Genomic DNA, 23,154 nt, shown 5'->3' on the forward strand with positions numbered 1-23,154 from the left:
TATGCGGCTGAAATGCATCAAACTGGCCGGTTTCAAGTCGTTCGTCGACCCGACTACGGTGAGTTTTCCGAGCAACATGGCGGCGGTGGTCGGGCCCAACGGTTGTGGTAAATCCAATATTATCGATGCCGTGCGCTGGGTAATGGGCGAGAGTTCGGCGAAGAACCTCCGTGGCGAGTCGATGACCGATGTCATCTTCAACGGCTCCACCACCCGCAAGCCAGTGACCCAGGCCTCCATCGAGCTGATCTTCGACAACTCCGATGGCACCCTGACCGGTGAATATGCCGGCTATAACGAGATTTCGATTCGCCGCCGCGTCACCCGCGATAGCCAGAACACCTATTTCCTCAACGGCACCAAGTGCCGCCGACGCGACATCACCGACATTTTCTTAGGCACCGGCCTGGGGCCGCGCAGCTACTCGATTATCGAGCAGGGCATGATCAGCAAGCTGATCGAGGCCAAGCCCGAGGACTTGCGCAATTTCATCGAGGAAGCCGCCGGCATCTCCAAGTACAAGGAGCGTCGCCGCGAGACCGAGAACCGTATCCGTCGCACCCACGAAAACCTGGCGCGCCTGAGTGACCTGCGCGAAGAGCTGGAGCGCCAGCTGGAGCGCTTGCACCGCCAGGCCCAGGCGGCGGAGAAATACCAGGAATACAAGGCCGAAGAACGCCAGCTCAAGGCTCAACTGACGGCCCTGCGCTGGCAGGCGTTGAACGAGCAGGTCGGTCAGCGCGAGGCGGTGATCGGCAATCAGGAAGTCAGTTTCGAGGCTCTGGTCGCCGAACAGCGCAATGCCGATGCCAGTATCGAGCGCCTGCGCGATGGCCATCATGAACTGAGCGAGCGCTTCAACCTGGTGCAGGGGCGTTTCTATTCGGTGGGTGGTGATATCGCCCGGGTCGAGCAGAGTATTCAGCACGGCCAGCAGCGCTTGCGCCAATTGCAGGATGACCTGCGCGAGTCGGAACGCGCGCGCCTGGAAACCGAATCGCACCTGGGCCACGACCGTAGCCTGCTGGCCACCCTCGGCGAAGAGCTGGCCATGCTCGAACCCGAGCAGGAGCTGACTGCCGCTGCCGCGCAGGAGTCGGCGGTCATTCTGGATGAATGCGAAACCACCATGCGGGGCTGGCAGGAGCAGTGGGACGGCTTTAACCAGCGCAGTGCCGAGCCGCGCCGTCAGGCCGAGGTGGAGCAGTCGCGGATTCAGCAGCTGGAGCAGAGCCTGGAACGTCTGGCCGAGCGCCAGCGCCGTCTCGGCGACGAATTGCAGCAACTGGCGGCCGATCCTGAAGACGCCGCCATTGTCGAACTGGGCGAGCAGATCGCGGTCAGCGAACTGAGCCTGGAAGACCTGCAACTCGCCGAAGAACAGCAAGCCGAGCGTCTGCAGCATCTGCGCAATGAGCTGCAGCACGCCGGTCAGGCCCAGCAACAGGCGCAAGGCGAGCTGCAGCGGCTGAATGGTCGCCTGGCCTCGCTGGAGGCCTTGCAACAGGCGGCGCTCGACCCGGGCAAGGGCGCCAGCGACTGGTTGCGCGAACAGCATTTGAGTGAGCGCCCACGCCTGGCCGAAGGCCTGCGAGTCGAGGCCGGCTGGGAGTTGGCGGTAGAAACCGTGCTTGGCGCCGACCTGCAAGCGGTGCTGCTCGACGATTTCACTGGCCTGGACTTCGCCAGCCTGGCCCAGGGCGACCTGCGCCTGGCCAGCCCCAATCGGGGCGGTGTGCGGGTGGCCGGCAGTCTGCTCGACAAGGTCGAGGCCAGCGTCGATCTGGCGCCCTGGCTGGCCAAGGTCAAACCGGTGCAGACCCTGGACGAGGCACTGGCGGCACGCGCCAGCCTGGGCGAAGGCGAAAGCCTGATCAGCCGCGACGGTTACTGGGTCGGCCGGCATTTTCTACGGGTACGCCGTGCCAGCGAAGCAGAAAGCGGTGTGCTGGCGCGTGGCCAGGAGCTGGAGCGCCTGGGCCAGGAGTGCGAGGAACGTGAGGCGGCGCTGGCGCTGCTCGACGAGCGCTTGCTGCACTTGCGTCAAAGCCAGGGCCAGCAGGAGGAATTTCGCGAGCAGCAGCGCCGCCAACTACAGGATCAGGCCCGCCGACTCGGTGAGCTGAAAGCTCAGCTTTCCGCTGGCCAGGCCAAGGTCGAGCAATTGACCCTGCGCCGTCGCCGCCTTGACAGCGAGTTGCTTGAGCTGGGCGAACAGCGTGAAATCGAACAGGAGCAATTGGCCGAGTCACGCTTGCAGCTGCAAGATGCCCTCGACGCCATGGCCACCGACAACCAGCAGCGCGAAAGCCTGTTGGCCAGCCGTGATGCTCTGCGCGAGCGGCTCGATCGGGTGCGTCAGGAGGCTCGTCAGCACAAGGACCACGCCCACCAGTTGGCCGTGCGCCTGGGTTCGCTCAAGGCCCAGTACGATTCCACCCGTCAGGCGCTGGAGCGCCTCGAGTCGCAGGCCGAGCGGCTGCACGAGAAGCGCGAACAGCTCAGCCTCAACCTGGAAGAGGGCGAAGCGCCGCTGGAAGAGCTGCGCCTTAAACTTGAAGAGTTGCTCGACAAGCGCATGGCCGTGGATGACGAACTCAGGCTGGCGAGTCTGGCTCTGGAAGATGCCGACCGTGAACTGCGCGATGTGGAAAAGCGCCGCAGTCAGGCCGAGCAGCAGTCGCAACTGCTGCGTGGCCAACTGGAGCAGCAGCGCATGGAGTGGCAAGCGTTGACCGTACGGCGTAAGGCCCTGCAGGATCAGCTGCTGGAAGACAATTACGATTTGCATGGTGTGCTTGCGAGCTTGCCCGCCGAGGCCAGCGAAAACGCCTGGGAAGAAGAGCTGGAGCGCTTGGCTGCGCGGATCCAGCGTCTCGGCGCGATCAACCTGGCGGCCATCGACGAATACCAGCAGCAGTCCGAGCGCAAGCGCTACCTGGACGCGCAAAACGCCGACCTGGTCGAGGCGCTGGACACGCTGGAAAACGTCATCCGCAAGATCGACAAGGAAACCCGCAACCGCTTCAAGGAAACCTTCGACCAGATTAACGGCGGCCTGCAGGCCTTGTTTCCCAAGGTTTTTGGTGGCGGTAACGCATATTTGGAACTCACCGGCGAAGATCTACTCGATACAGGGGTGACGATCATGGCGCGCCCGCCGGGCAAGAAGAACAGCACGATCCATCTGCTGTCCGGTGGTGAGAAGGCACTGACCGCACTGGCACTGGTGTTCGCCATCTTCCAGCTCAACCCGGCGCCGTTCTGCATGCTCGACGAAGTCGACGCGCCCCTGGACGATGCCAACGTCGGGCGCTACGCCCGCTTGGTCAAGGAGATGTCGGAAAAAGTACAGTTCATCTATATCACCCACAACAAGATCGCCATGGAAATGGCCGATCAACTGATGGGAGTGACCATGCATGAGCCGGGCTGCTCGCGTTTGGTGGCGGTGGACGTCGAGGAGGCCTTGGCCATGGTGGATGCATGAGGCAGCTGGTCGTCGCTCGCGCAGCAAACTGGGTCACTCAAGGATCAAGACCGTAGGATGGGTTAGGCGTCCGCAAATTGACCTGCTGTCAGCAGAACAAAGGCGCCGTAACCCATCAAGCGGGTACAGGCATAAACTGCCCGATGGGTATCGCTGCGCTCAACGCCATCCTACGGGCTGGAACGCTTGCTCCTGTAGGAGCGCCCGGGCGGCGTTTAGCCGCGACTAAATGGATACAGAGCGCTTTTAACGGCTTGTTGGCTGTGTAAAGTTATCATTCGTCGTGCTAGTTTATCCCCCACTTTTATTACGCGTGGAAAACGCCTGCCAGAACATGGAGTTGGCACCACGTTTTACAGTTGATGCAGTTAGGGCAGGATGCCTTCTTTCATACAATTTTCAATTAAGGGTCAAGGTACTTCATGGAATTCGGTCTGCGCGAATGGCTGATAGTCATCGGCATTATTGTGATCGCTGGCATCTTGTTCGATGGGTGGCGGCGCATGCGCGGTGGCAAAGGCAAGTTGAAGTTTAAACTCGATCGCAGTTTTGCCGATCTGCCGGAAGCCGATGGCGACCCAGGTTTGCTCAGCACTCCGCGGGTTATCGACCGCCACCACGAGCCGTCGTTGGACGAACTTGATCTGCCCTCGATGAGCGCTCGCGAACTGAGTCGCCACCGCAGCGGCGAACCGCACCAGGGTGACCTCAATCTGGATACGGATGAGCCGGTGCCGACGCTGCTTAATCCGGTACGCGAGGGCGTGGCTGAAACGCGCAAGGACAATCTGAGCAGCGCGGGTAAAGAACTGCCGCCGGTCGAAGAAGTGCTGGTGATTAATGTTGTCGCTCGCGACGATGATGGTTTCAAGGGCCCGGCGCTGTTGCAGAATATTCTGGAAAGTGGCCTGCGTTTTGGCGAAATGGATATTTTCCATCGGCACGAAAGCATGGCTGGGAATGGCGAAGTGTTGTTCTCCATGGCGAATGCGCTCAAGCCAGGCACTTTCGACCTTGATGATATTGAAGGCTTTAACACTCGCGCAGTGAGCTTCTTCTTGGGGCTGCCGGGGCCGCGTCATCCCAAACAGGCGTTCGACGTGATGGTCGCTGCCGCGCGCAAGCTGGCTCACGAGCTCAACGGCGAACTCAAAGACGACCAGCGCAGTGTAATGACCGCGCAAACTATCGAGCATTACCGCCAGCGTATTGTCGAGTATGAGCGCAAGCAGTTGACCAACAAGCGTTAAGCCGGCTGCAAAGAATAAGCCCCAAGCTACAAGCCGCGCGCTTGGCTTGGGGTTTTGTTTTTTCACGCTGGGCGTGGGAGCGATCAATGCGCTGCCTGCTGCTCTTTGTAGGAGCGGCTTCAGCCGCGAACAGGTGCGGTTCGCCATCAAGGCAAGGCCTCGCTGCTGCCTGCGCTCCACCTGGGCGCGCAGCCCGGATGCTCCGCGATCCGGCACATTCGGGGCAGAGCAAAAGCTTCGCGGCTGAAGCCGCTCCCACGGCGGCGGTGTTTGCGCAGGGCCGCTCCGGCGCGATGTTTTTGGTTTTTCGGCTCCCGCCGACTGACCGCTGTTGCGCGGTGCAAGCCTTGCGCTCAGATAGCCAAGGCAGGTCCGCCTGCAAACGGCTAGAATCCTGCGCCTGAATATCAACCAAAGGTTAAGTTGGACGCCCGTGCCGGAACTCCCTGGCAACCGCCTCCAGCTTCACGCCTGCTGCTACGGCTTGTGAATTATGCCCGTCATCCAAACTGCCGCCGAGCGCATCGTCCAATTGCGTAGCGAGCTTGATGCACACAACCACCGTTATTACGTACTCGACGAGCCAAGTGTGCCGGATGCCGAGTACGATCGCCTGTTCAACCAGCTCAAGGCGCTGGAGGCGGAGTATCCCCAGTTGGTGACGGCGGACTCGCCGACCCAGCGTGTTGGCGGTAGCGCATTGAGCGCCTTCGGTGAGGTCAAACACGAAGTGCCGATGCTCAGCCTCGGCAACGCCTTCGAGGAAGCCGACCTGCTGGACTTCGACCGTCGGGTGCGCGAGGGCCTGGACCTGCCGTCCGGTGACTTGTTCGGCGGCGGCGCCGAGGTGGAGTACAGCTGTGAGCCCAAGCTCGACGGCCTGGCCGTCAGCCTGCTGTATCGTGATGGCCTGCTGGTCCGCGGCGCCACGCGTGGCGACGGCAGCACCGGCGAGGACATCAGCGTCAATGTGCGCACCATCCGCAATATTCCGCTCAAGCTGCAGGGCAGCGGTTGGCCGTCGGTGCTGGAAGTGCGCGGCGAGGTGTTCATCTCCCGAGCCGGTTTCGAGGCGTTGAACGCGCGGCAACTGGAGAACGGTGGCAAACCGTTCGCCAACCCGCGCAACGCCGCAGCCGGCAGCCTGCGTCAGCTCGACCCGAAGATCACTGCCAGTCGTCCGCTGCAGCTGTGCAGCTACGGTATTGGCCAGGTCCAGGGCGAGTTGCCGGACAGCCATATCGGCATCCTCCAGGCGCTTAAGGGCTGGGGCCTGCCGATCAGCAACGAGCTGAAACTGGCCAAGGGCGTCGCAGAGTGCCTGGCCTATTACCGCGCCATCGGCGAGAAGCGCGATGCGCTGCCCTATGAAATTGACGGCGTGGTGTTCAAGGTCAATAACCTGGCCTATCAGCGCGAACTGGGTTTTCGTGCGCGTGAACCGCGCTGGGCCATCGCCCACAAGTTCCCGGCGCTAGAGGAGCTTACCGAGCTGCTGGATGTCGAGTTTCAGGTCGGTCGTACCGGTGCCGTTACCCCGGTGGCGCGCTTGAAACCGGTCAAGGTGGCGGGCGTCACGGTCTCCAATGCGACCCTGCACAACATGGACGAAGTGGCGCGACTGGGGTTGATGATCGGCGATACGGTGATCATCCGCCGTGCCGGCGATGTGATTCCGCAGGTGGTGCAGGTGGTGGTCGAGCGGCGTCCTGCCGATGCACGCGCGGTGCAGATTCCCGAGAGTTGCCCGGTATGCGGCTCTCACGTCGAGCGCACCCAGTTGGTCAAGCGCAGCAAGGGCAAGGAGTCATTCAGCGCAGGCTCGATCTACCGCTGTGTCGGCCGCCTGGCCTGCGCGGCCCAGCTCAAGCAGGCGATCATCCATTTCGTCTCGCGGCGCGCCATGGACATTGATGGCCTGGGTGAGAAGAGCGTTGAGCAACTGGTCGATGAAGGCCTGGTCAGTTCGCCGGCGGATCTGTACACCCTCACGTTCGAGCAGATCGTCGGTCTCGATGGTTTTGCCGAGCTGTCGAGCAATAACCTGCTGGCGGCCATCGCTGATAGCCGCAAGCCGAGCCTGGCGCGCTTCATCTATGCCCTGGGTATCCCCGATGTCGGCGTGGAAACCGCCAAAGTGCTGGCCCGCGCCCTTGCTTCGCTGCAGCGTATCGAGCAGGCGCTGCCGGAAGTGCTGACCTACCTGCCGGATGTCGGCCTGGAAGTCGCCTATGAAATTCACAGCTTTTTCCGCGACGAACACAACCGCAAGGTGATTGCCCAGTTGCTTGAGCGCGGTATCGAGCTGCAGGAGGAGGGCGAGGTGCATCCAGAATTCGCGGGCTGCGCAACCCTGGCGGGCCTGCTCGACAAGCTGAATATCGCCGGCATCGCCGTCACCGGGGCGAAGAACCTGGCGGACAAGGCCGGCAGCCTCGAACGGGCGATCGAGCTTAGCCAGGACTGGCTGGAACTCAGCGTGATGAAGGGCCTCAACGAGAAAGGCAAGCAGGCACTGCGCGAGTTCTTTGCCAAGCCGGCCCATGTCGAGCATGCCCGCGCCATCGAGGTGCAGTTGCGCGAGTTCGGCATGCATTGGCAGAGCGAGAAGAAAGCCATCTCAGGCCTGCCCCTGGCCGGGCAGACCTGGGTGCTGACCGGCAGCCTGGAAATCATGAGCCGCGACATCGCCAAGGACAAACTGGAAAGCCTGGGCGCCAAGGTGGCCGGCTCGGTGTCGGCCAAGACCAGCTGTGTGGTTGCCGGGCCAGGCGCCGGCTCCAAGCTGGCCAAGGCCAGCGAGCTGGGCGTGCGGGTGCTGGACGAAGCGCAGTTCGTCGCGCTGATGGCGGATTACGCTGTAATTGTCTGAAGCCGAGCTACAGCTATTGCCGGCGTGACCAGGCGGCGTTCCTTGACCCGGCGTGATGCTGTGGGTTTTTAAGCGGGTTGCGCTTGGGTGAAACCCTGCAGTTCAGCGCGGGTACAGCGGTGGCAGTGGGCTGGTTTCCTGAGCGGTGGCAGTCGTGGTGCCGGCTTGGTTGCTGGGCAGGGTGCGAATGGCCAGCCACAGGTCTTCACCTTGCCAGTGCTGGCCGGTTTCGCTGTAGAGCGCGCCATTCAGGCCGTCCAGGGCGTCGGACAGCGGCACGAAGCGGGCGGCCATTTCGGCCAGGGTTTCCGGTTGCTGGCGGGCCCAGGCGTCAAGGGCGTGGCGGGTGGCTTGCGAGTCGTTGGCCAGGCAGGCGCGTTTGAGGTCGTCGAGCAGGCTGCGCGGGCTGGGGCCGGTCTGGCTGGCGCGGGCGATGGCTGGCTGGCGACGGGCATGCCACCACAGGCCAAAACCGAGCAGGGTCGTGATGGTCAAGATGCCGCTGCTCAGTTGCCAGGGCCACAACGGCGGGCCTTGCACCCACATCGGGCTCGGCATTTCGCTGGGCGCGGGCGCGCTTTCAAGTCTTGGCACCGGCAAAATTTCGAGGCTGCGTGGTGGCAGGCTGGTGCGCTCCAGGCGATCTTCGACGGTATTCCACCAGATGATGTCTACCGCTGGCAGCTCAAGCTGGCCGCTGCGGTTGGGCACCAGGGCTTCGCGCTCCTCGCGGCTGCCGATCACGCCACTGTCGCTGATCTGGTTGGCCAGTTGCGGTTGATCCGGGTAGCGGCGTAGGCCTTTGACTGCGGTGGCGGGCAAGGGGTTGAGTTGTGCACTGGACAGGCCGTCGGCCTTGAGCATCAGGCTGCGGGTCAGCGAATCGCCGACCTTGGCGCCGTCTGGTTGCGGGCTCCAGACTTCTGTCAGGCTCAGCGTGCGGGCCGGTAGCCAGGAGGCATCGGCGGGGTAGCCTGCGGGTTTGGCTTTGACTGTCAGGGGGATTTCCGGTGACTTGACCCGTGCCACCTTGCCGGGGCGTTGGCCGAAGGGTTGGACGTCCTTGCGGCTGGCGCTGTCGACCAGGGTGGCGCTGAACGCCTGGGCGGGAATGATCAGTTCGCCGCTGCGCTGGGGGAATATTGCGTAGCGCAGTTCGATCACGCCATGGCGGATGCCATTGATGTCTTTTTCATAGGTACGCGGCTCACCGAGCTGTTCGATGCGAGCGTCGGGCATTTCCAACGGGCTCAGGCTGCTGTCGTCATACAGCGATACGGAGTGGTAAATGTGCAGGGTTAGTACGCTTTGTGCCTGGACGTAGACGCTGGGCTGATCGAGGCTGGCATCAATGAAGACCGGTGCCAGCTTACTGGCCGCGTTGTCGGCGTTGGCTTCCTGAACGTGCAGGGTGAGTGGCAGGGTTTGCAGCTCGCCCAGGCTCAGCGGCGGTACGATTACGTAGCCGCTCTGTTTCGGTTGCAGGGTGATGATCCAGCGAGTGATGGCGCGGGACTCGCCGTTGAGCGAGGTCAAACGGTTGACCTGACGGCTGCCGAGCATCTCGAACAGGGTCTCGAGCGGACTGAGATCGGGCTTGCCGAATTGGGTGGCATCGTCGGATTCGAGGGTCAACTCGAAGGTCTCGCTGGCACTCAGGCGAGTGCGGTCGATACTCGCGGTGAAACTTTGCGCGCTGACTTGGAATGCCAGCAGGCTGACGAGGAGTGTGCAAAGCAGGCGGGTCATTGGGTCTGTTCCTGACGCTGTTGCTGTTCGTACCAGAATTTACGTCGCAACAATTCGCCCGGTTCATCGGGAATTTGCCGCAGCCATTGTTCCAGAGACTGACGCCGCTCATCACCGAGGGGCAGTGCGGTACTGGCGATCTGTTCTTCGCCCTGCAGGTTATCGTCCGGCTCGCTGGGCGTCGGTGCGTCGCTATCGTCGGGAGTGGGTTGGCCGGGGGCCTGTTCCGGGGATCGGTCGGGTGCGGGCGGCGGGTTGTCCGCAGCCGGTTCGGTTGAGCCTATCTGTGGCTGTGGTGGCGGTGTTGAGTCGTTGTCCGCTTGTGGCTGCGACTTTTGCTGCTGGCTCTGTTCGTCTTGGTTTTGCTGCAGCAGCTGTTCGATCAGGGCCTTGTTGGTTTGCGCCGGGAGCAGGTCGGGCTGAAGTTCCAAGGCTTGACCGTAGGCATCAAGGGCAGCTTCCAGTTCATTGCTGCGGGCCAGAGCGTTGCCGCGGTTGTAGTGGGCGATGGCGTTGTCGCCTTGGACGAAGCGCGCGGCCGCAGCCGGGTAATTACCCGCCTGGTAGAGCGCCAGGCCCTGCCACTGGGGGTCGGCGAAGCGTGCGGCAGCTTCGTCTGGGCGTTGCGCCTCAAGCAGACGCTGGCCTTGTTGATCGGCGCGCCACCAGAGGTCGTCAAAGCTGAAAGCGTAGCTGGTTTGCGGCACGCCGAGCATCACCAGAGGCAGGCAGAACAGCCAGCCACGACGCCCGGCGCAGGCGGCCAGCAGCAACAGCGGCAGGAGCAGCCAGTGGCCCTGGTCGGCCCAGGCTTGCAGGCGCGTCTGTTCGCCGTCGCTGCGCAGTTGCTGGGGCGGGTCGAGCAGGCCGAGGCCGTGCAGGTCGCGGTCATTCAGGCTGGCCTGACGGTAACGTCCGCCGATCTGCCGGACGAAGCGGTCGAGGTCGGCGCTATCGAGACGCGGGATGAGGATCGCGCCCTGGGCATCTTTGAGAAATGAGCCGTTTTCTTGAACGATAGGCGCCCCCTCGGCACTGCCGATACCAAGCATGTGCAGGCGCACGCCGCGATTGCCGAGTGCCTGGCTGATGCCGAGACGCTCCTGCTGATCCAGGCCACTGCCGATCAAGAGGATGCGGCCTTGGCCTTGGCCCCCCTGTTCGAGCAGTTGCAGGGCTTTTTTTAGTGCCAGGTCTGCACGCCGCCCTGGCTCGGGCATGATCGAGGGCGCGAGTGATTCAAGCAGGTTGCGACTGGTGGCCAGGTCGTCTGATAGCGGCACCAGGGTGTGAGCACTACCGGCAAACACGACGATTGCGGTCTGCGCATCGCGGCGTGCCTGGAGCAGGTCGAGCAGCTTGCGTTTGGCCTGTTCAAGGCGGTTGGGCGGGCTGTCACTGGCGAGCATCTGTGGGGTCAGTTCGAGGAGCACTACCAGCGGGTCGGCAGGTTTCAGATTGCTCTGCTCCAGGCGTTGCCAGCTGGGTCCGAGCAGTGCCAGCAAGGCCAGCAGCCAGGCCAGTCCCAGGGCAATCCACGGCAGGCGGCTGGCACGACCCTGGCCGCCGCTCAGCAGCGCTGCATGAAACGCAGGCGGCAGTAACAGTTGCCAGCGCCCGGCACGCTTTTCCCGGTGCCAGAGTTGCCAGAGCAACCCTGCCAGCAGCGGTACTACGAGCAGCCAGTAAGGGCGTAACCAGTGGGGCCATAAAGCCAGTAGCCAGTCTTCGATCATGGCTGTCTCCGCCAGGGACGTTGTGCCAATTGGCGTAGCCTTTGGCGCAGTGGCGGCCAGTGTTCGCGGCCCACCAGTAACATGCTCAGCAGCAATGCGGCGCTCAGTGGCCAGGCGTATAAGGCGCGCGCCGGACGGGCCAGGGTCGGCTGTTGCGCCACTGGCTCAAGTCGGTCGAGTTGCTGCTCAATGGCGCGCAGTTCTTCGCCGTCACGGGCGCGGAAGTATTCGCCGCCGGTCGCATCGGCTATCGCGCGCAGGCTTGGTTCGTCCAGATCCAGACCCGGGTTGAGGCCGAACAGGCCGGCGATCCCGCCTTGTTGTGGGTCCGCGCCAATACCGATTGGATAGATCTTGATGCCCTCCTCGGCGGCCAGTCGTGCTGCAATCATCGGCTCAATCTCACCACCAGTATTGGCGCCATCGGTCACCAGCACCAGTACACGACTTTCTGCGGGACGCTCGCGCAGGCGCTTGACCGACAGGCCGATGGCATCGCCGATGGCGGTGTTCTTGCCGGCGATGCCGATCACCGCCTCGTCGAGCCAGGTGCGTACGGTGCGTCGGTCGAAGGTCAAGGGCGCTTGCAGATAGGCCTGGCTGCCAAACAGGATCAGACCGACGCGATCGCCCTGACGGCCCTCGATGAAATCCCCCAGCAGGTGTTTGACCAGGGTCAGGCGGTCGACTTCCTGGTCTTCCCAGCGCATGTCGGCGTAGGCCATGGAACCGGATACATCTACCGCAATCAGTAGGTCGCGGCCGCTGGCGGGTATCGGTAGTGGTTCGCCGACCCACTCCGGGCGGGCAGCAGCAGTAAGCAGGAGTAACCAGAGCAGGGCGAACGGCGCTTGCTGTCGCCAGCCCGGCAGATTGACCCGCGCGCGACGCCCGGCCAGCCCCTCAAGCTCGCCGAGGAAACTGACTTTCAGCGCCGCCTCGCCGCTGTCCGCCGCCGGCAGCAGCAGGCGCAGCAACCAGGGCAGTGGCGCGAGCAGGATGATCCAGGGCCAGGCGAATTCAAACATGCTTGCGAATCCAGATGGCGACCGCCTGGTTGAGTCCCTCGATGGCCTTGTCATCGAGTGTGCAGTGCGGTTTATAGGCGCCCTCGACCAGAATCATCCAGCGGGTCAGGCCGGCCGCCGGGCAGCGGCTGTCGAGAAACGCCAGCCAGCCGCGACTGCTCAGGGTGTGGCTGTGGCTTTGCGGGTAGTGCTGGCGGCACAGGCGTTTGAGCAGGCCATTGAGTTGCTGCAACCAGGGGCCCGCGGGTACGCCGTCGTAGGGCTTTGTCAGTTGTTCGAGTTCTGTCAGGGCGGCTACCCGCAGTGGGTCGAGGGTGTTGTCGCTGGCAGTCCGGCTAGGCGTGCGCCGTAAGCGTTGCAGCAGGTGAGTCAGCCCCCAGAATAGCAGTGGCACGAGCACGGCCAGCAGCCACCAGCCTGGCGCGGGCGGCCACCAGCCGATCGGCGTCGGGGCGATCAGGGGTTCGAGCTGATCCAGCGGGTTCATAGCCGTTTACCGGGGCGTTGCGCGTTGAGGTGGTCGCGCAGTTGTTCAATCATCTCACGCTGGGTGCTCAGCGCCAGCAAGGGCACGCCGAGCTTTTGCGCCAGGCGTTGCCAGCGCGCCTGACGTGCCTCGCCCTGGGCGCGGTAGGCCTGGCGCAGGCCCGCGTCATGGGTGTCGAGCTCCAGTTGCGCGCCGCGTTCGGCGAAACGCAGCAAGCCGGCGGCCGGCAGGGCATGGTCGAGCGGGTCACAGATCGGCAGCAGTAACAGGTCGGTGTGCCGGGCCAGCAGGATCAACTGCTGTTCGCCACTGTCGCTCAGGGTGCGCTCATCGCAGATGATCACTGCCAGGCTGCCGGGGCGCAGGACTTCGCGGGCGCGACGCAGGGCCAGGCCAAAACTGTCACGGTTGGCTTGGCCTTCGCCGTGCAGCGCCTGGTTGGCACGGGCCAGGCGATTGAGCAGCTGCAGCAGACTCTGCTTGCTGCGCCGGGGCTTGATTTCGTGCTGCTCCTGATCGCCAAACACCAGGCCGCCGATACGGTCATTGTGACCCAGTGCAGCCCAGCCGATCAGGCTGGCCGCCTGGGCGGCGAGCACTGATTTGAACATCAGTCCCGAGCCGAAAAACAGACGCGGACTCTGCTCCACAAGGATATAAATTGGCCGCTCACGCTCCTCGTGGAACAGCTTGGTGTGCGGCTCCTGGGTGCGTGCGGTGACCCGCCAATCGATGGTGCGCACGTCGTCGCCAGCCTGATACACCCGCACCTGGTCGAAGTCCACGCCGCGCCCGCGCAGCTTGGAATGGTGCAAGCCGATCAGCGGGCTGCGTTGCGCCGGGGTAGAGAACAACTGCACCTCGCGCACGCGGTGACGCATCTCGATCAGTTCGGCGAGATTGACCCGGACGCCGGGTTGGCTGGGCAGGTTGTGCACGGCGGCTCAGCATGTCGCCCGAAGGCGATCCGGGCGCGTTGCGCGCTGATTCCCGGCGTGCATCCGGGCTAGGTGGGCGCTGGGCATCAGGCGACCGCCACCACATCGAGTATGCGTTGCACCACCCGGTCCTGGTCGATCCCGGCTGCTTCGGCCTCGAATGACAAAATGATGCGATGGCGCAGCACGTCAAACAGCACCGCCTGGATGTCTTCCGGGCTGACGAATTCGCGCCCGGCCAGCCAGGCATGGGCGCGCGCGCAACGATCCAGGGCAATCGAGCCACGCGGGCTGGCGCCATAGGCGATCCACTCCGCCAGCTCCGGGTCGAACTTGCCTGGGGTGCGCGAGGCCATCACCAGTTGCACCAGGTATTCCTCCACGGCATCGGCCATGTACAGGCCGAGGATTTCCTTGCGTGCGGCGAAGATCGCCTGCTGGCTGACCCGGTGCTCGGGTTTGGTTTCGCCATGCAGCGCTTCGCCGCGAGCCTGGGCGAGGATCTTGCGCTCGACACTGGCATCCGGAAAGCCGATCTTGACGTGCATCAGGAAGCGGTCGAGCTGGGCTTCGGGCAGCGGGTAGGTGCCTTCCTGCTCGATCGGGTTCTGCGTGGCCATCACCAGGAACAGCGGCGACAGCTCATAGGTGCTGCGACCTACGCTGACCTGGCGCTCGGCCATGGCCTCGAGCAGCGCCGACTGCACCTTGGCTGGCGCCCGGTTGATCTCGTCGGCGAGCACCAGGTTGTGGAAGATCGGCCCCTGCTGGAACACGAAACTGCCGGTCTCCGGCCGGTAGATCTCGGTGCCGGTGATATCGGCGGGCAACAGGTCGGGGGTGAACTGAATGCGATGAAACTCCGCCTCGATACCTTCGGCCAGTTCCTTGATCGCCTTGGTCTTGGCCAGCCCGGGCGCGCCCTCGACCAGCATGTGTCCATCGGCGAGCAGGGCGATCAGTAGCCGGTCAATCAGTTTTTCCTGGCCGAGGATCTGGGTTGAGAGAAAAGTTCGCAGCGCGAGAAGCGCTTCACGGTGTTCCATCGTAGGTTTATTCCTGGCGGGATTGGCTGCTGGTCGCCACAGCAGGGTGACACTTTAATGCATCGAAGAGGGGCCTGCCATGCGTGGTGTTTGCTGGGTGCCGAGCGACGTGAACCCTGTCCATTATTGATGGTTGCCGTGGTTGCTGATTTTCCCCGGTGCGGTGATGGGAATCACTGCAGGCTCAGCCTGCGCGACCCTCGTCGTCCTGCAGGGGTGTCGGTTTTTGCGGGTAGTAGGCGAGCACTGCGGTATCGATTGGTTGGCGCAGTTGGCATGACCGCCTGCATTCGACCGAATTCTTCCAGGCGGTGTTTCTGGTTGAAAGAAAATGTCGCAGCGCGGCAAGCGCTGTAAGGTGTTCCATCGTTAAGCTCATGCAGCAAATGTGACCAGCGAGTCGATGATGTCGCCATAACCTTAGGGGCAAGCGTTCAGTTGCCATGTGTACTAATGTTGTGGCGCAAGTCCAAGACTCGCGACTGCCCTAAGCCTGCTAATCGAATCACAAGCCAAATGGAGCTCAACCATGGCGTTCTTTACGGCGGCCAGCAAAGCCGACTTCCAGCATCAACTGCAAGCGGCCCTGGCGCAGCACGTCAGTGAACAAGCATTGCCACAAGTCGCGCTGTTCGCCGAGCAATTCTTCGGCATCATCGCGCTTGACGAACTTACCCAGCGGCGGCTTTCCGACCTGGTCGGCTGCACCCTGTCATCCTGGCACCTGTTGCAGCGTTTCGATCACAGCAAGACTGAAATTCGCGCCTTCAACCCCGATTACGAAAAGCACGGCTGGCAGTCGACCCATACCGCCCTGGAAATCCTGCGCGGCGATATTCCGTTTCTGGTCGACTCGGTGCGTATGGAGCTGAACCGCCGTGGTTACAGCATCCACACCCTGCAGAACAGTGTGTTCAGCGTACGCCGCAACAAACAGGGCGAGCTGCTGGAAATCCTGCCCAAGGGCACCCAGGGCGAAGGCGTGCTGCAGGAAGCGCTGATGTTCCTGGAAATCGATCGCTGTGCCAGCGCCGGCGAACTGCGCATTCTGGAAAAAGCCCTGCGTGAAGTCTTCGCTGAAGTGCGTCTGAGTGTGGCTGACTTCACGGCCATGAAGACCAAGGCTCAGGAAGTACTGGCCTGGCTGGGCAGTGCAAAACTTAATGTCGAGGCTGCTGAGCTCGAGGAAATCAAGGTTTTCCTCAACTGGCTTATGGATGACCACTTCACCTTCCTTGGCTATGAAGAGTTCACCGTGGTCGATGCGCCGGAAGGTGGCACCATCGTCTATGACAAACAGTCCTTGCTCGGTCTGTCCAAGCATTTGCGCAGCGGCCTCAAAGATGAGGACCTGAGCATTGAGCCGGAAGCCCTAAGCTACCTGCGCGAGCCGTTGCTGTTGTCCTTCGCCAAGGCTGCGGTGCCGAGCCGCGTACACCGTCCGGCCTACCCTGATCTGGTGTCGATACGTGAGCTGGACAGCAATGGCCGGGTGATCAAGGAATGCCGCTTCATGGGGCTGTACACCTCGGCGGCGTATGCCAAGAGCGTGTGGAGCATCCCTTATATTCGCCGCAAGGTGGCGGTAATCGAGCAGCGTGCAGGGTTTGACAGCAAGGCGCACTTGGGCAAGGAGCTGGCTCAGGTATTGGAAGTGCTGCCGCGTGACGACCTGTTCCAGACTCCGGTCGATGAGTTGTGCGATACCGCCATGGCGATCGTGCAGATTCAGGAGCGCAACAAGATTCGCGTGTTCCTGCGCCGCGATCCGTATGGCCGTTTCTGCTACTGCCTGGTCTATGTGCCGCGCGATGTCTATTCGACCGAGACACGGATGAAAATCCAGCAGGTGTTGATGGAGCGCCTGCAAGCTACCGATTGCGAATTCTGGACCTTCTTCTCCGAATCGGTGCTGGCGCGAGTGCAGTTCATTCTGCGCGTCGACCCGAAGAACAAGCTGCTGATCGACCCGGTTCGCCTGGAGAAGGAAGTGATCCAGGCTTGCCGTTCCTGGAAAGACGATTACGTCAGTCTGATGGTGGAAAGCTTCGGCGAAGCCCAGGGCACCAATGTGCTGGCGGATTTCCCCGGTGGCTTCCCGGCCGGTTACCGCGAGCGTTTCGCCCCGCATTCGGCGGTGGTCGACATGCAGCACCTGCTCAGCCTGAGCAGCGATCGGCCTCTGGTGATGAGTTTCTATCAGCCGCTGGCCCAGTCCGGCCAGCAGTTGCATTGCAAACTGTTCCACGCCGACACACCGTTGCCGTTGTCGGACGTGCTGCCGATTCTGGAAAACCTCGGTCTGCGCGTGCTTGGTGAGTTCCCGTACCGTCTGCATCAGCAGAATGGCCGCGAGTTCTGGATTCACGATTTCGCTTTCACCTATGCCGAAGGCCTGGATGTCGATATCCAGCAGCTCAACGACACTCTGCAGGACGCCTTCGTCCACATCGTCGGCGGCGACGCGGAGAACGATGCCTTCAACCGCTTGGTGCTGACTGCAGCCATGCCGTGGCGTGATGTGGCGCTGCTGCGTGCCTACGCGCGTTACTTGAAACAGATTCGCCTGGGCTTCGGCCTCGGCTATATCGCCAGCACCCTGGTCAACCACGCCAACATCGCCAAGGAATTGGTGCGGCTGTTCAAGACGCGCTTCTACCTGGCGCGCAAGCTCGGCGCCGAAGACCTGGAGAGCAAGCAGCAGAAGCTGGAGCAGGCCATTCTGGCTGCGCTGGACAACGTCGCGGTGCTCAACGAAGACCGCATCCTGCGGCGTTACCTGGACCTGATCAAGGCCACCCTGCGCACCAACTTCTACCAGGCCGACGCTGCGGGGCAGAGCAAGTCCTACTTCAGCTTCAAGCTAAACCCGCGGGCGATTCCGGACATCCCAAAGCCGACGCCCAAGTTCGAGATTTTCGTCTATTCGCCACGTGTTGAAGGCGTGCACCTGCGCTTCGGTGATGTGGCCCGTGGCGGCCTGCGCTGGTCGGATCGTGAAGAGGACTTCCGCACCGAAGTGCTCGGGCTGGTTAAAGCCCAGCAGGTGAAGAACGCGGTCATCGTGCCGATGGGTGCCAAGGGCGGCTTCCTGCCACGGCGGATGCCGGTAGGTGGCTCGCGTGATGAGATCATGGCCGAGGGCATTGCCTGCTACCGGATATTCATCAGCGGCCTGCTCGATATCACCGACAACCTCAAGGACGGTGCGGTGGTGCCGCCGGCCAACGTGGTGCGTCACGATCAGGACGATCCATACCTGGTGGTCGCCGCTGACAAGGGCACCGCGACCTTCTCCGATATCGCCAACGGCATCGCTGCCGATTATGACTTCTGGCTGGGTGATGCTTTCGCCTCTGGCGGCTCGGCCGGCTATGACCACAAGGGCATGGGCATTACCGCCAAGGGTGCCTGGGTTTCGGTGCAGCGCCACTTCCGCGAGCGCGGCATCAATGTGCAGCAGGACAACGTCACGGTGATCGGCATCGGCGATATGGCCGGTGACGTGTTCGGCAACGGCCTGCTGCTGTCCGACAAGCTGCAGATGGTCGCCGCCTTCAATCATCTGCACATCTTTATCGACCCTAATCCAGATGCGGCCAAGAGCTTTGTCGAACGCCAGCGTCTGTTCGATCTGCCGCGCTCAAGTTGGGCTGATTACGACACTGCGCTGATTTCGGCAGGCGGCGGACTCTTCCTGCGCAGCGCCAAGAGCATTGCCATCAGCCCAGAGATGAAGCGACGTTTCGATATCAGTGCCGACAAGCTGGCACCGAACGAACTGCTCAATGCGCTGCTCAAGGCGCCGGTTGACCTGATCTGGAACGGCGGCATCGGCACCTACGTCAAGTCGAGCAATGAAAGCCATGCCGATGTTGGCGACAAGGCCAACGATGCGTTGCGCGTCGACGGTCGCGAGTTGCGGGCAAAAGTCATGGGCGAGGGCGGTAACCTCGGCATGACCCAGCTGGGGCGCGTCGAGTACGGCCTCAATGGCGGGGCGAGCTATACCGACTTCATCGATAACGCCGCCGGGGTGGATTGCTCCGACCATGAAGTGAACATCAAGATCCTGCTCAACGAGATCGTTACCGCAGGCGACATGACCGGCAAGCAGCGCAACAAGCTGCTGGTCGAGATGACCGACGCGGTGGGCGGCCTGGTGTTGGCCAACAACTACAAGCAGACCCAGGCGCTGTCGCTGTCCGAGCGCCGCGCCCGTGAGCGTCAGGGTGAGTACAAGCGTGTGATGGCTGCGCTGGAATCGGCTGGCAAGCTGGATCGTGCCTTGGAGTTTCTGCCGTCCGACGATGAACTCAACGAACGTGCCGCCAAAGGCCAGGGCCTGACTCGTCCGGAACTGGCGGTGTTGATCTCCTACAGCAAGATCGACCTCAAGGAGTCGCTGCTCAAGTCCCAGGTGCCGGACGATGAATACCTGGAACGCGAGATGGAAACTGCATTTCCGCCGCTGCTGGCGCAGAAGTTCGGTGAGCAGATGCGGCGTCATCGCCTCAAGCGCGAGATTGTCAGTACGCAGATTGCCAACGACTTGGTCAATCACATGGGGATCACCTTCGTACAGCGTTTGAAGGAATCCACCGGCATGAGTTCGGCCAATGTTGCCGGTGCCTATGTCATTGTGCGCGATGTGTTCCGCCTGCCGCATTGGTGGAAGCAGATCGAGGCGCTGGATTACCAGGTGCCGGCCGAACTGCAGCTGCAAATGATGGATGAGCTGATGCGTCTTGGACGCCGGGCCACTCGTTGGTTCCTGCGTAGCCGCCGCAATGAATTGGATGCGGCGCGTGACGTGGCGCATTTCGCACCGCGCATCGAATCGCTGGCCATGAGCCTTGATGAGTTGCTCGAAGGTCCGGCGCGTGAGCAGTGGTTGGCGCGATTCCAGTCGTATGTCGAGGCCGGTGTGCCTGAGGTGCTGGCGCGTATGGTGGCTGGGACCAGTCATCTGTACACCCTGCTACCTATCATCGAGGCCTCGGATGTCACCGCCCAGGAGCCGGCGCGGGTTGCCGCGTCCTACTTCGCGGTTGGCGGGGCATTGGAACTGTCCTGGTACTTGCAGCAGATCACCGGTCTGTCGGTAGAAAGTAACTGGCAGGCCTTGGCGCGAGAAGCGTTCCGCGACGATCTGGACTGGCAGCAGCGGGCAATCACTGTGTCGGTGTTGCAGATGGTTGAGGGGCCTGCGGAGATCGACGCGCGGGTGGTGGTCTGGTTGGATCAGCACCGTCGGCTAGTTGATCGCTGGAAAGCCATGCTTGGTGATTTGCGTGCGGCAACAGGCAGCGATTACGCCATGTATGCGGTCGCTAACCGCGAGTTAATGGACCTTGCACAAAGCGCCCAGCGCGGCGTCTGATTGTCCTGAGTTAGATCTGAGCTGAACCAGAGCCCCGCCTAGTGCGGGGCTTTTTGCTAAGTGCGCGCCTGGTATGGCGCTGTTCGGTTTACCTACTCGATGACCGCCCGGCTAAAGCCACCCCCGCAGAGGATTGCGGGGTGTTGGCGATGGGGCGGTTAGGGTGTAGGGCTTGCTTTGACGTCCTGTGCCGCCAGCCCCTGCAGGTAGAGCACCACATCTGGTGCGCCTGCCAGGCGCAGGCCTTCGCCCAGTGCGGTGGCCTCGGCAGAGTGTTTGGGTAGCAGGAGAAACTCCGGCGCGTCCGGGGTGCGTAGCAGTGATAGCCGGGCATAGGGCAGGCCGCTATCGAGCAGCAGGCTCATGAATGCAGGGTCGCTCCAGGCCGCGCTTGGCATGGCCAGAACGTGATAGCGCTGTTGCAGCTGGGTCAGGCCGCTGCTGCTCAGGCGGTAGCGTGACAGCTCTGCGGGCAGGCTGATTTCCAGTTGACGACGGCGGGCATAGGTTACGGCGCAGGCGAAGGCTTCGCTGTGCTGCTCTCCAGCCCAGAACACCCGATCGCCATGCCAGCTGGCCTGGCGCAGGCTGATGGCTTCGCCAGTCAGAAAGCGCGGCAAGGCCAGGCTGATGGTTTTGACAAAGTCTTTATAGCTGATAATGCGCACCTGGCGGCAGGCTTCGCTGGCGGCATAATCCTCAAGGCGGGTGAAGCAGGTCTGCTCAGGGTCACAGCTGCTCAGCCCGTCGATCAGGCGCAGGTCGAACGACTCCAGTCGCTGCTGTTGTACTTCGACGGTTTTGATCAGTACGGCATGGGCTTGGGCTTTGTCTTCCTGTACGGGACCGGACAGGGCGCCGCGAGGCAGTTCAACCAGGCGCTGCAATGGTGGGCCCTCTAGCCAGCAGATGCTGTCGCGGGTTGCAGGCATGGCATTGAAGGGCAGGTGCAGGCGACTGGCACGCTCGAGTATCAAACGCGACGCGCGGTTAGTGCCGCCCAGCCGCTGGATCAGAGCGGCAAGGCGTGAGCTGAAAAAAGCGGGCGGGCCGAACAGGCTCATAAGCGGGTGCGAACTCCATTGACATCTACACAAGTGTGGCAGAGCTGCAAGGCCGTTGCACAGGCTTTGCTGAGCAGAATGGCAGGATCTGCACTGGGCTTGAGGGTTGCTTGTGGCAAGATTGCTGCACTCAATTACCAAGGTGTCAGTATGGCCAGCCTACTGTTTGATCTCGCGTTATCTGCCGAGCGCATGCTGGCGGTCTATCAGGGGCGGGCCAACCGTATTCTGGTGCAGAGTCGTGACGGTAGACGGGTCAGTGTACCGGCCCATCACTTCAGGCCTTTTCTGACTCATGAAGGCGTCTACGGCTGCTTCGAGCTGGAGTTTAATCAGGCGGGCCAATTGCTCAGCCTGCGCCGCCTGAGCTGATGTGGCGTGCCGTTTCAGCGGGTGTTGCCGTCCACCTTCGCTCGCTAGCTGTCCCCCCTGCCTGTATAATCGCGCCTTTGCGAATTCACCATTATCGAGCTAAGCCTGCCCATGTATACCCTGGCCCGCCAGCTACTGTTCAAACTCTCCCCGGAAACCTCTCACGAGCTGACTATCGACCTGGTCGGCGCGGGTGGGCGTCTGGGGCTTAATGGCCTGCTGAGCAAGGCGCCGGCCAGCTTGCCTGTCAATGTGATGGGGTTGGAGTTTGCCAATCCAGTCGGTTTGGCTGCCGGCCTGGATAAAAATGGCGATGCGATCGACGGTTTCGCTCAGCTCGGTTTTGGTTTTGTCGAGATCGGCACCGTGACGCCACGCCCGCAGCCGGGCAATCCCAAGCCGCGGCTGTTCCGTTTGCCAGAGGCTGAGGCCATCATTAACCGCATGGGCTTCAATAACCTGGGTGTCGACCATCTGCTGGGCAGGGTGCAGGCGGCTAAATACAAAGGTGTGTTGGGGATCAATATAGGCAAGAACTTTGATACGCCGGTCGAGCGCGCGGTGGATGACTACTTGCTGTGCCTGGACAAGGTCTACGCCCACGCCAGTTACGTCACGGTCAACGTAAGCTCGCCGAATACCCCCGGCCTGCGTAGCCTGCAGTTCGGCGATTCGCTCAAGCAGTTACTCGAAGCCTTGCGCCTGCGTCAGGAAGACCTGACCCGCCAGCATGGTAAGCGCGTGCCACTGGCAATCAAGATCGCCCCGGATATGAGCGATGAAGAAACCGTCGAAGTGGCCAAGGCGCTGGTCGAGGCCGGTATGGATGCAGTGATTGCCACCAATACCACCCTGGGCCGTGAAGGTGTTCAGGGTCTTGAGTTCGGCGATGAGGCTGGTGGTTTGTCCGGCGCACCCGTGCGCGACAAGAGCACCCATATCGTCAAGGTTCTGGCTGCTGAGTTGGCTGGGCGTTTACCGATCATTGCCGTAGGCGGCATCACTGAAGGCAAGCACGCAGGCGAGAAGATCGCCGCTGGAGCGAGCCTGGTACAGATTTATTCCGGGTTCATTTACAAGGGCCCGGCGCTGATTCGCGAAGCGGTGGATGCGATTGCCGGATTACCGCGCAAGGGATAAGCGACGCGAGGTGTGCGGCGAAGGGTTCGCGGCTAAAGCCGCTGCTACAGCGAGGGTTGGTAGGGCCGGCAATAAAAAGGGCTCCCTGAAGGAGCCCCTGGGCTCTCGCCCGCCGCCCGGATGGGGCGTGCTTGATGAAGTCGGTAGAGTCCTTGAGTGAGTTAGCCGACAGCGTGAAGTTCGTTAAGTCGGTGGATGCCGGCGGTGCCGGTCAGTCCGTCCCAGTTGTCACCGCGACCTTCGCGCCAGCCGTTCAACCAGGCTTGACGTACTGAAGGGAGTGTAAATGGACACATTTCTCGGGATTTGCCATGGACGCCGTATTGGTAGCCGCGCAAAAAAGCTCTTTCTAACGGATCACGCTTTAGTCTTCTCATCGGGTATTGCCCTCAACGTTGACTGTAATGTCCCTTAGACCTCGGCGACCTCGTCGCGAGGTCAGGCAGAAAGATTCTGCCAGAGGAGAAGTCCGCTGCCGGCGTGGCGGTTCTTCCTCGTGCTTTTGTCGTTGCGACAAAAGCCTGGGTAGATTTCTATCTAATGCTTGGATGCATGTGAATGATCGTTTTGTCATAAGGAAGTAACAGTTTTGCTGATCA

General features: G+C 62.1%; 14 protein-coding genes. 6 read left to right on the top strand and 8 right to left on the bottom strand.

Annotated elements, in window-relative coordinates; translation table 11 throughout:
• Position 1 precedes the first annotated feature (1 nt).
• The 3 genes from smc to ligA all read left to right on the top strand — a co-directional run bounded on the left by smc (position 2) and on the right by ligA (position 7,612).
• Complete coding sequence (gene smc, locus Q8K09_RS04615; protein ID WP_305253807.1) at positions 2-3,490, top strand: chromosome segregation protein SMC; 3,489 nt, start codon at positions 2-4, stop codon at positions 3,488-3,490.
• A 422-nt stretch (positions 3,491-3,912) separates the two neighbouring features.
• Entirely contained in the window at positions 3,913-4,740 is an 828-nt protein-coding gene (zipA, locus tag Q8K09_RS04620) for a cell division protein ZipA (RefSeq protein ID WP_305253808.1), read from the top strand.
• 493 nt (positions 4,741-5,233) lie between these two features.
• The gene (ligA, locus tag Q8K09_RS04625) at positions 5,234-7,612 is read left to right on the top strand and encodes an NAD-dependent DNA ligase LigA (RefSeq protein WP_305253809.1); all 2,379 of its coding nucleotides are present in this window, start codon (positions 5,234-5,236) and stop codon (positions 7,610-7,612) included.
• A gap of 102 nt (positions 7,613-7,714) precedes the next feature.
• Here the strand turns inward: ligA and Q8K09_RS04630 are convergent, their stop codons facing one another.
• The 6 genes from Q8K09_RS04630 to Q8K09_RS04655 all read right to left on the bottom strand — a co-directional run bounded on the left by Q8K09_RS04630 (position 7,715) and on the right by Q8K09_RS04655 (position 14,596).
• Positions 7,715-9,361, bottom strand: a complete 1,647-nt coding sequence (locus Q8K09_RS04630; RefSeq protein WP_305253810.1) for a BatD family protein — start codon at positions 9,359-9,361, stop codon at positions 7,715-7,717.
• Positions 9,358-11,097: a VWA domain-containing protein gene (locus Q8K09_RS04635; RefSeq protein WP_305253811.1), complete on the bottom strand. Its 1,740-nt coding sequence runs from the start codon at positions 11,095-11,097 to the stop codon at positions 9,358-9,360. Before Q8K09_RS04635 ends, Q8K09_RS04630 begins: the two co-directional genes overlap by 4 nt.
• A complete protein-coding gene (locus Q8K09_RS04640) occupies positions 11,094-12,125 on the bottom strand; it encodes a VWA domain-containing protein (RefSeq protein ID WP_305253812.1) in 1,032 nt (343 codons plus the stop codon). The genes Q8K09_RS04635 and Q8K09_RS04640 overlap by 4 nt, the downstream gene beginning before the upstream one ends.
• The gene (locus tag Q8K09_RS04645) at positions 12,118-12,612 is read right to left on the bottom strand and encodes a DUF4381 domain-containing protein (RefSeq protein WP_305253813.1); all 495 of its coding nucleotides are present in this window, start codon (positions 12,610-12,612) and stop codon (positions 12,118-12,120) included. Before Q8K09_RS04645 ends, Q8K09_RS04640 begins: the two co-directional genes overlap by 8 nt.
• A complete protein-coding gene (locus Q8K09_RS04650) occupies positions 12,609-13,493 on the bottom strand; it encodes a DUF58 domain-containing protein (protein WP_305253837.1) in 885 nt (294 codons plus the stop codon). The genes Q8K09_RS04645 and Q8K09_RS04650 overlap by 4 nt, the downstream gene beginning before the upstream one ends.
• 143 nt (positions 13,494-13,636) lie before the next feature.
• Entirely contained in the window at positions 13,637-14,596 is a 960-nt protein-coding gene (locus tag Q8K09_RS04655; RefSeq protein WP_305253814.1) for a MoxR family ATPase, read from the bottom strand.
• 529 nt (positions 14,597-15,125) lie between these two features.
• Here Q8K09_RS04655 and Q8K09_RS04660 point away from each other — a divergent pair.
• Positions 15,126-19,979, top strand: coding sequence for an NAD-glutamate dehydrogenase (locus Q8K09_RS04660; RefSeq protein WP_305253815.1), 4,854 nt, complete (start codon positions 15,126-15,128; stop codon positions 19,977-19,979).
• A 158-nt stretch (positions 19,980-20,137) separates the two neighbouring features.
• On the opposite strand, the gene Q8K09_RS04665 is transcribed toward Q8K09_RS04660, so the two are convergent.
• Positions 20,138-21,043, bottom strand: a complete 906-nt coding sequence (locus tag Q8K09_RS04665; RefSeq protein ID WP_305253816.1) for a DUF6685 family protein — start codon at positions 21,041-21,043, stop codon at positions 20,138-20,140.
• Between the two features lie 150 nt (positions 21,044-21,193).
• Between Q8K09_RS04665 and Q8K09_RS04670 the strand changes: the two genes are divergently transcribed.
• Both Q8K09_RS04670 and Q8K09_RS04675 read left to right on the top strand, forming a co-directional pair.
• Positions 21,194-21,415, top strand: a complete 222-nt coding sequence (locus Q8K09_RS04670; RefSeq protein WP_305253817.1) for a DUF2835 domain-containing protein — start codon at positions 21,194-21,196, stop codon at positions 21,413-21,415.
• A 111-nt stretch (positions 21,416-21,526) separates the two neighbouring features.
• Positions 21,527-22,555: a quinone-dependent dihydroorotate dehydrogenase gene (locus Q8K09_RS04675; RefSeq protein ID WP_305253818.1), complete on the top strand. Its 1,029-nt coding sequence runs from the start codon at positions 21,527-21,529 to the stop codon at positions 22,553-22,555.
• A gap of 161 nt (positions 22,556-22,716) precedes the next feature.
• Here the strand turns inward: Q8K09_RS04675 and rmf are convergent, their stop codons facing one another.
• Entirely contained in the window at positions 22,717-22,932 is a 216-nt protein-coding gene (gene rmf / locus Q8K09_RS04680; RefSeq protein ID WP_305253819.1) for a ribosome modulation factor, read from the bottom strand.
• Positions 22,933-23,154 lie beyond the last annotated feature (222 nt).

The organism is Pseudomonas sp. (assembly GCF_030683065.1).
Taxonomy (GTDB): Bacteria; Pseudomonadota; Gammaproteobacteria; order Pseudomonadales; family Pseudomonadaceae; genus Aquipseudomonas.

Bases quoted from the DNA above. Each gene is read 5' to 3' on its own strand.
- smc (WP_305253807.1), top strand. From the start codon at position 2: ATGCGGCTGAAATGCATCAAACTGGCCGGTTTCAAGTCGTTCGTCGAC.
- zipA (WP_305253808.1), top strand. From the start codon at position 3,913: ATGGAATTCGGTCTGCGCGAATGGCTGATAGTCATCGGCATTATTGTG.
- ligA (WP_305253809.1), top strand. From the start codon at position 5,234: ATGCCCGTCATCCAAACTGCCGCCGAGCGCATCGTCCAATTGCGTAGC.
- Q8K09_RS04630 (WP_305253810.1), bottom strand. From the start codon at position 9,361: ATGACCCGCCTGCTTTGCACACTCCTCGTCAGCCTGCTGGCATTCCAA.
- Q8K09_RS04635 (WP_305253811.1), bottom strand. From the start codon at position 11,097: ATGATCGAAGACTGGCTACTGGCTTTATGGCCCCACTGGTTACGCCCT.
- Q8K09_RS04640 (WP_305253812.1), bottom strand. From the start codon at position 12,125: ATGTTTGAATTCGCCTGGCCCTGGATCATCCTGCTCGCGCCACTGCCC.
- Q8K09_RS04645 (WP_305253813.1), bottom strand. From the start codon at position 12,612: ATGAACCCGCTGGATCAGCTCGAACCCCTGATCGCCCCGACGCCGATC.
- Q8K09_RS04650 (WP_305253837.1), bottom strand. From the start codon at position 13,493: ATGCGTCACCGCGTGCGCGAGGTGCAGTTGTTCTCTACCCCGGCGCAA.
- Q8K09_RS04655 (WP_305253814.1), bottom strand. From the start codon at position 14,596: ATGGAACACCGTGAAGCGCTTCTCGCGCTGCGAACTTTTCTCTCAACC.
- Q8K09_RS04660 (WP_305253815.1), top strand. From the start codon at position 15,126: ATGGCGTTCTTTACGGCGGCCAGCAAAGCCGACTTCCAGCATCAACTG.
- Q8K09_RS04665 (WP_305253816.1), bottom strand. From the start codon at position 21,043: ATGAGCCTGTTCGGCCCGCCCGCTTTTTTCAGCTCACGCCTTGCCGCT.
- Q8K09_RS04670 (WP_305253817.1), top strand. From the start codon at position 21,194: ATGGCCAGCCTACTGTTTGATCTCGCGTTATCTGCCGAGCGCATGCTG.
- Q8K09_RS04675 (WP_305253818.1), top strand. From the start codon at position 21,527: ATGTATACCCTGGCCCGCCAGCTACTGTTCAAACTCTCCCCGGAAACC.
- rmf (WP_305253819.1), bottom strand. From the start codon at position 22,932: ATGAGAAGACTAAAGCGTGATCCGTTAGAAAGAGCTTTTTTGCGCGGC.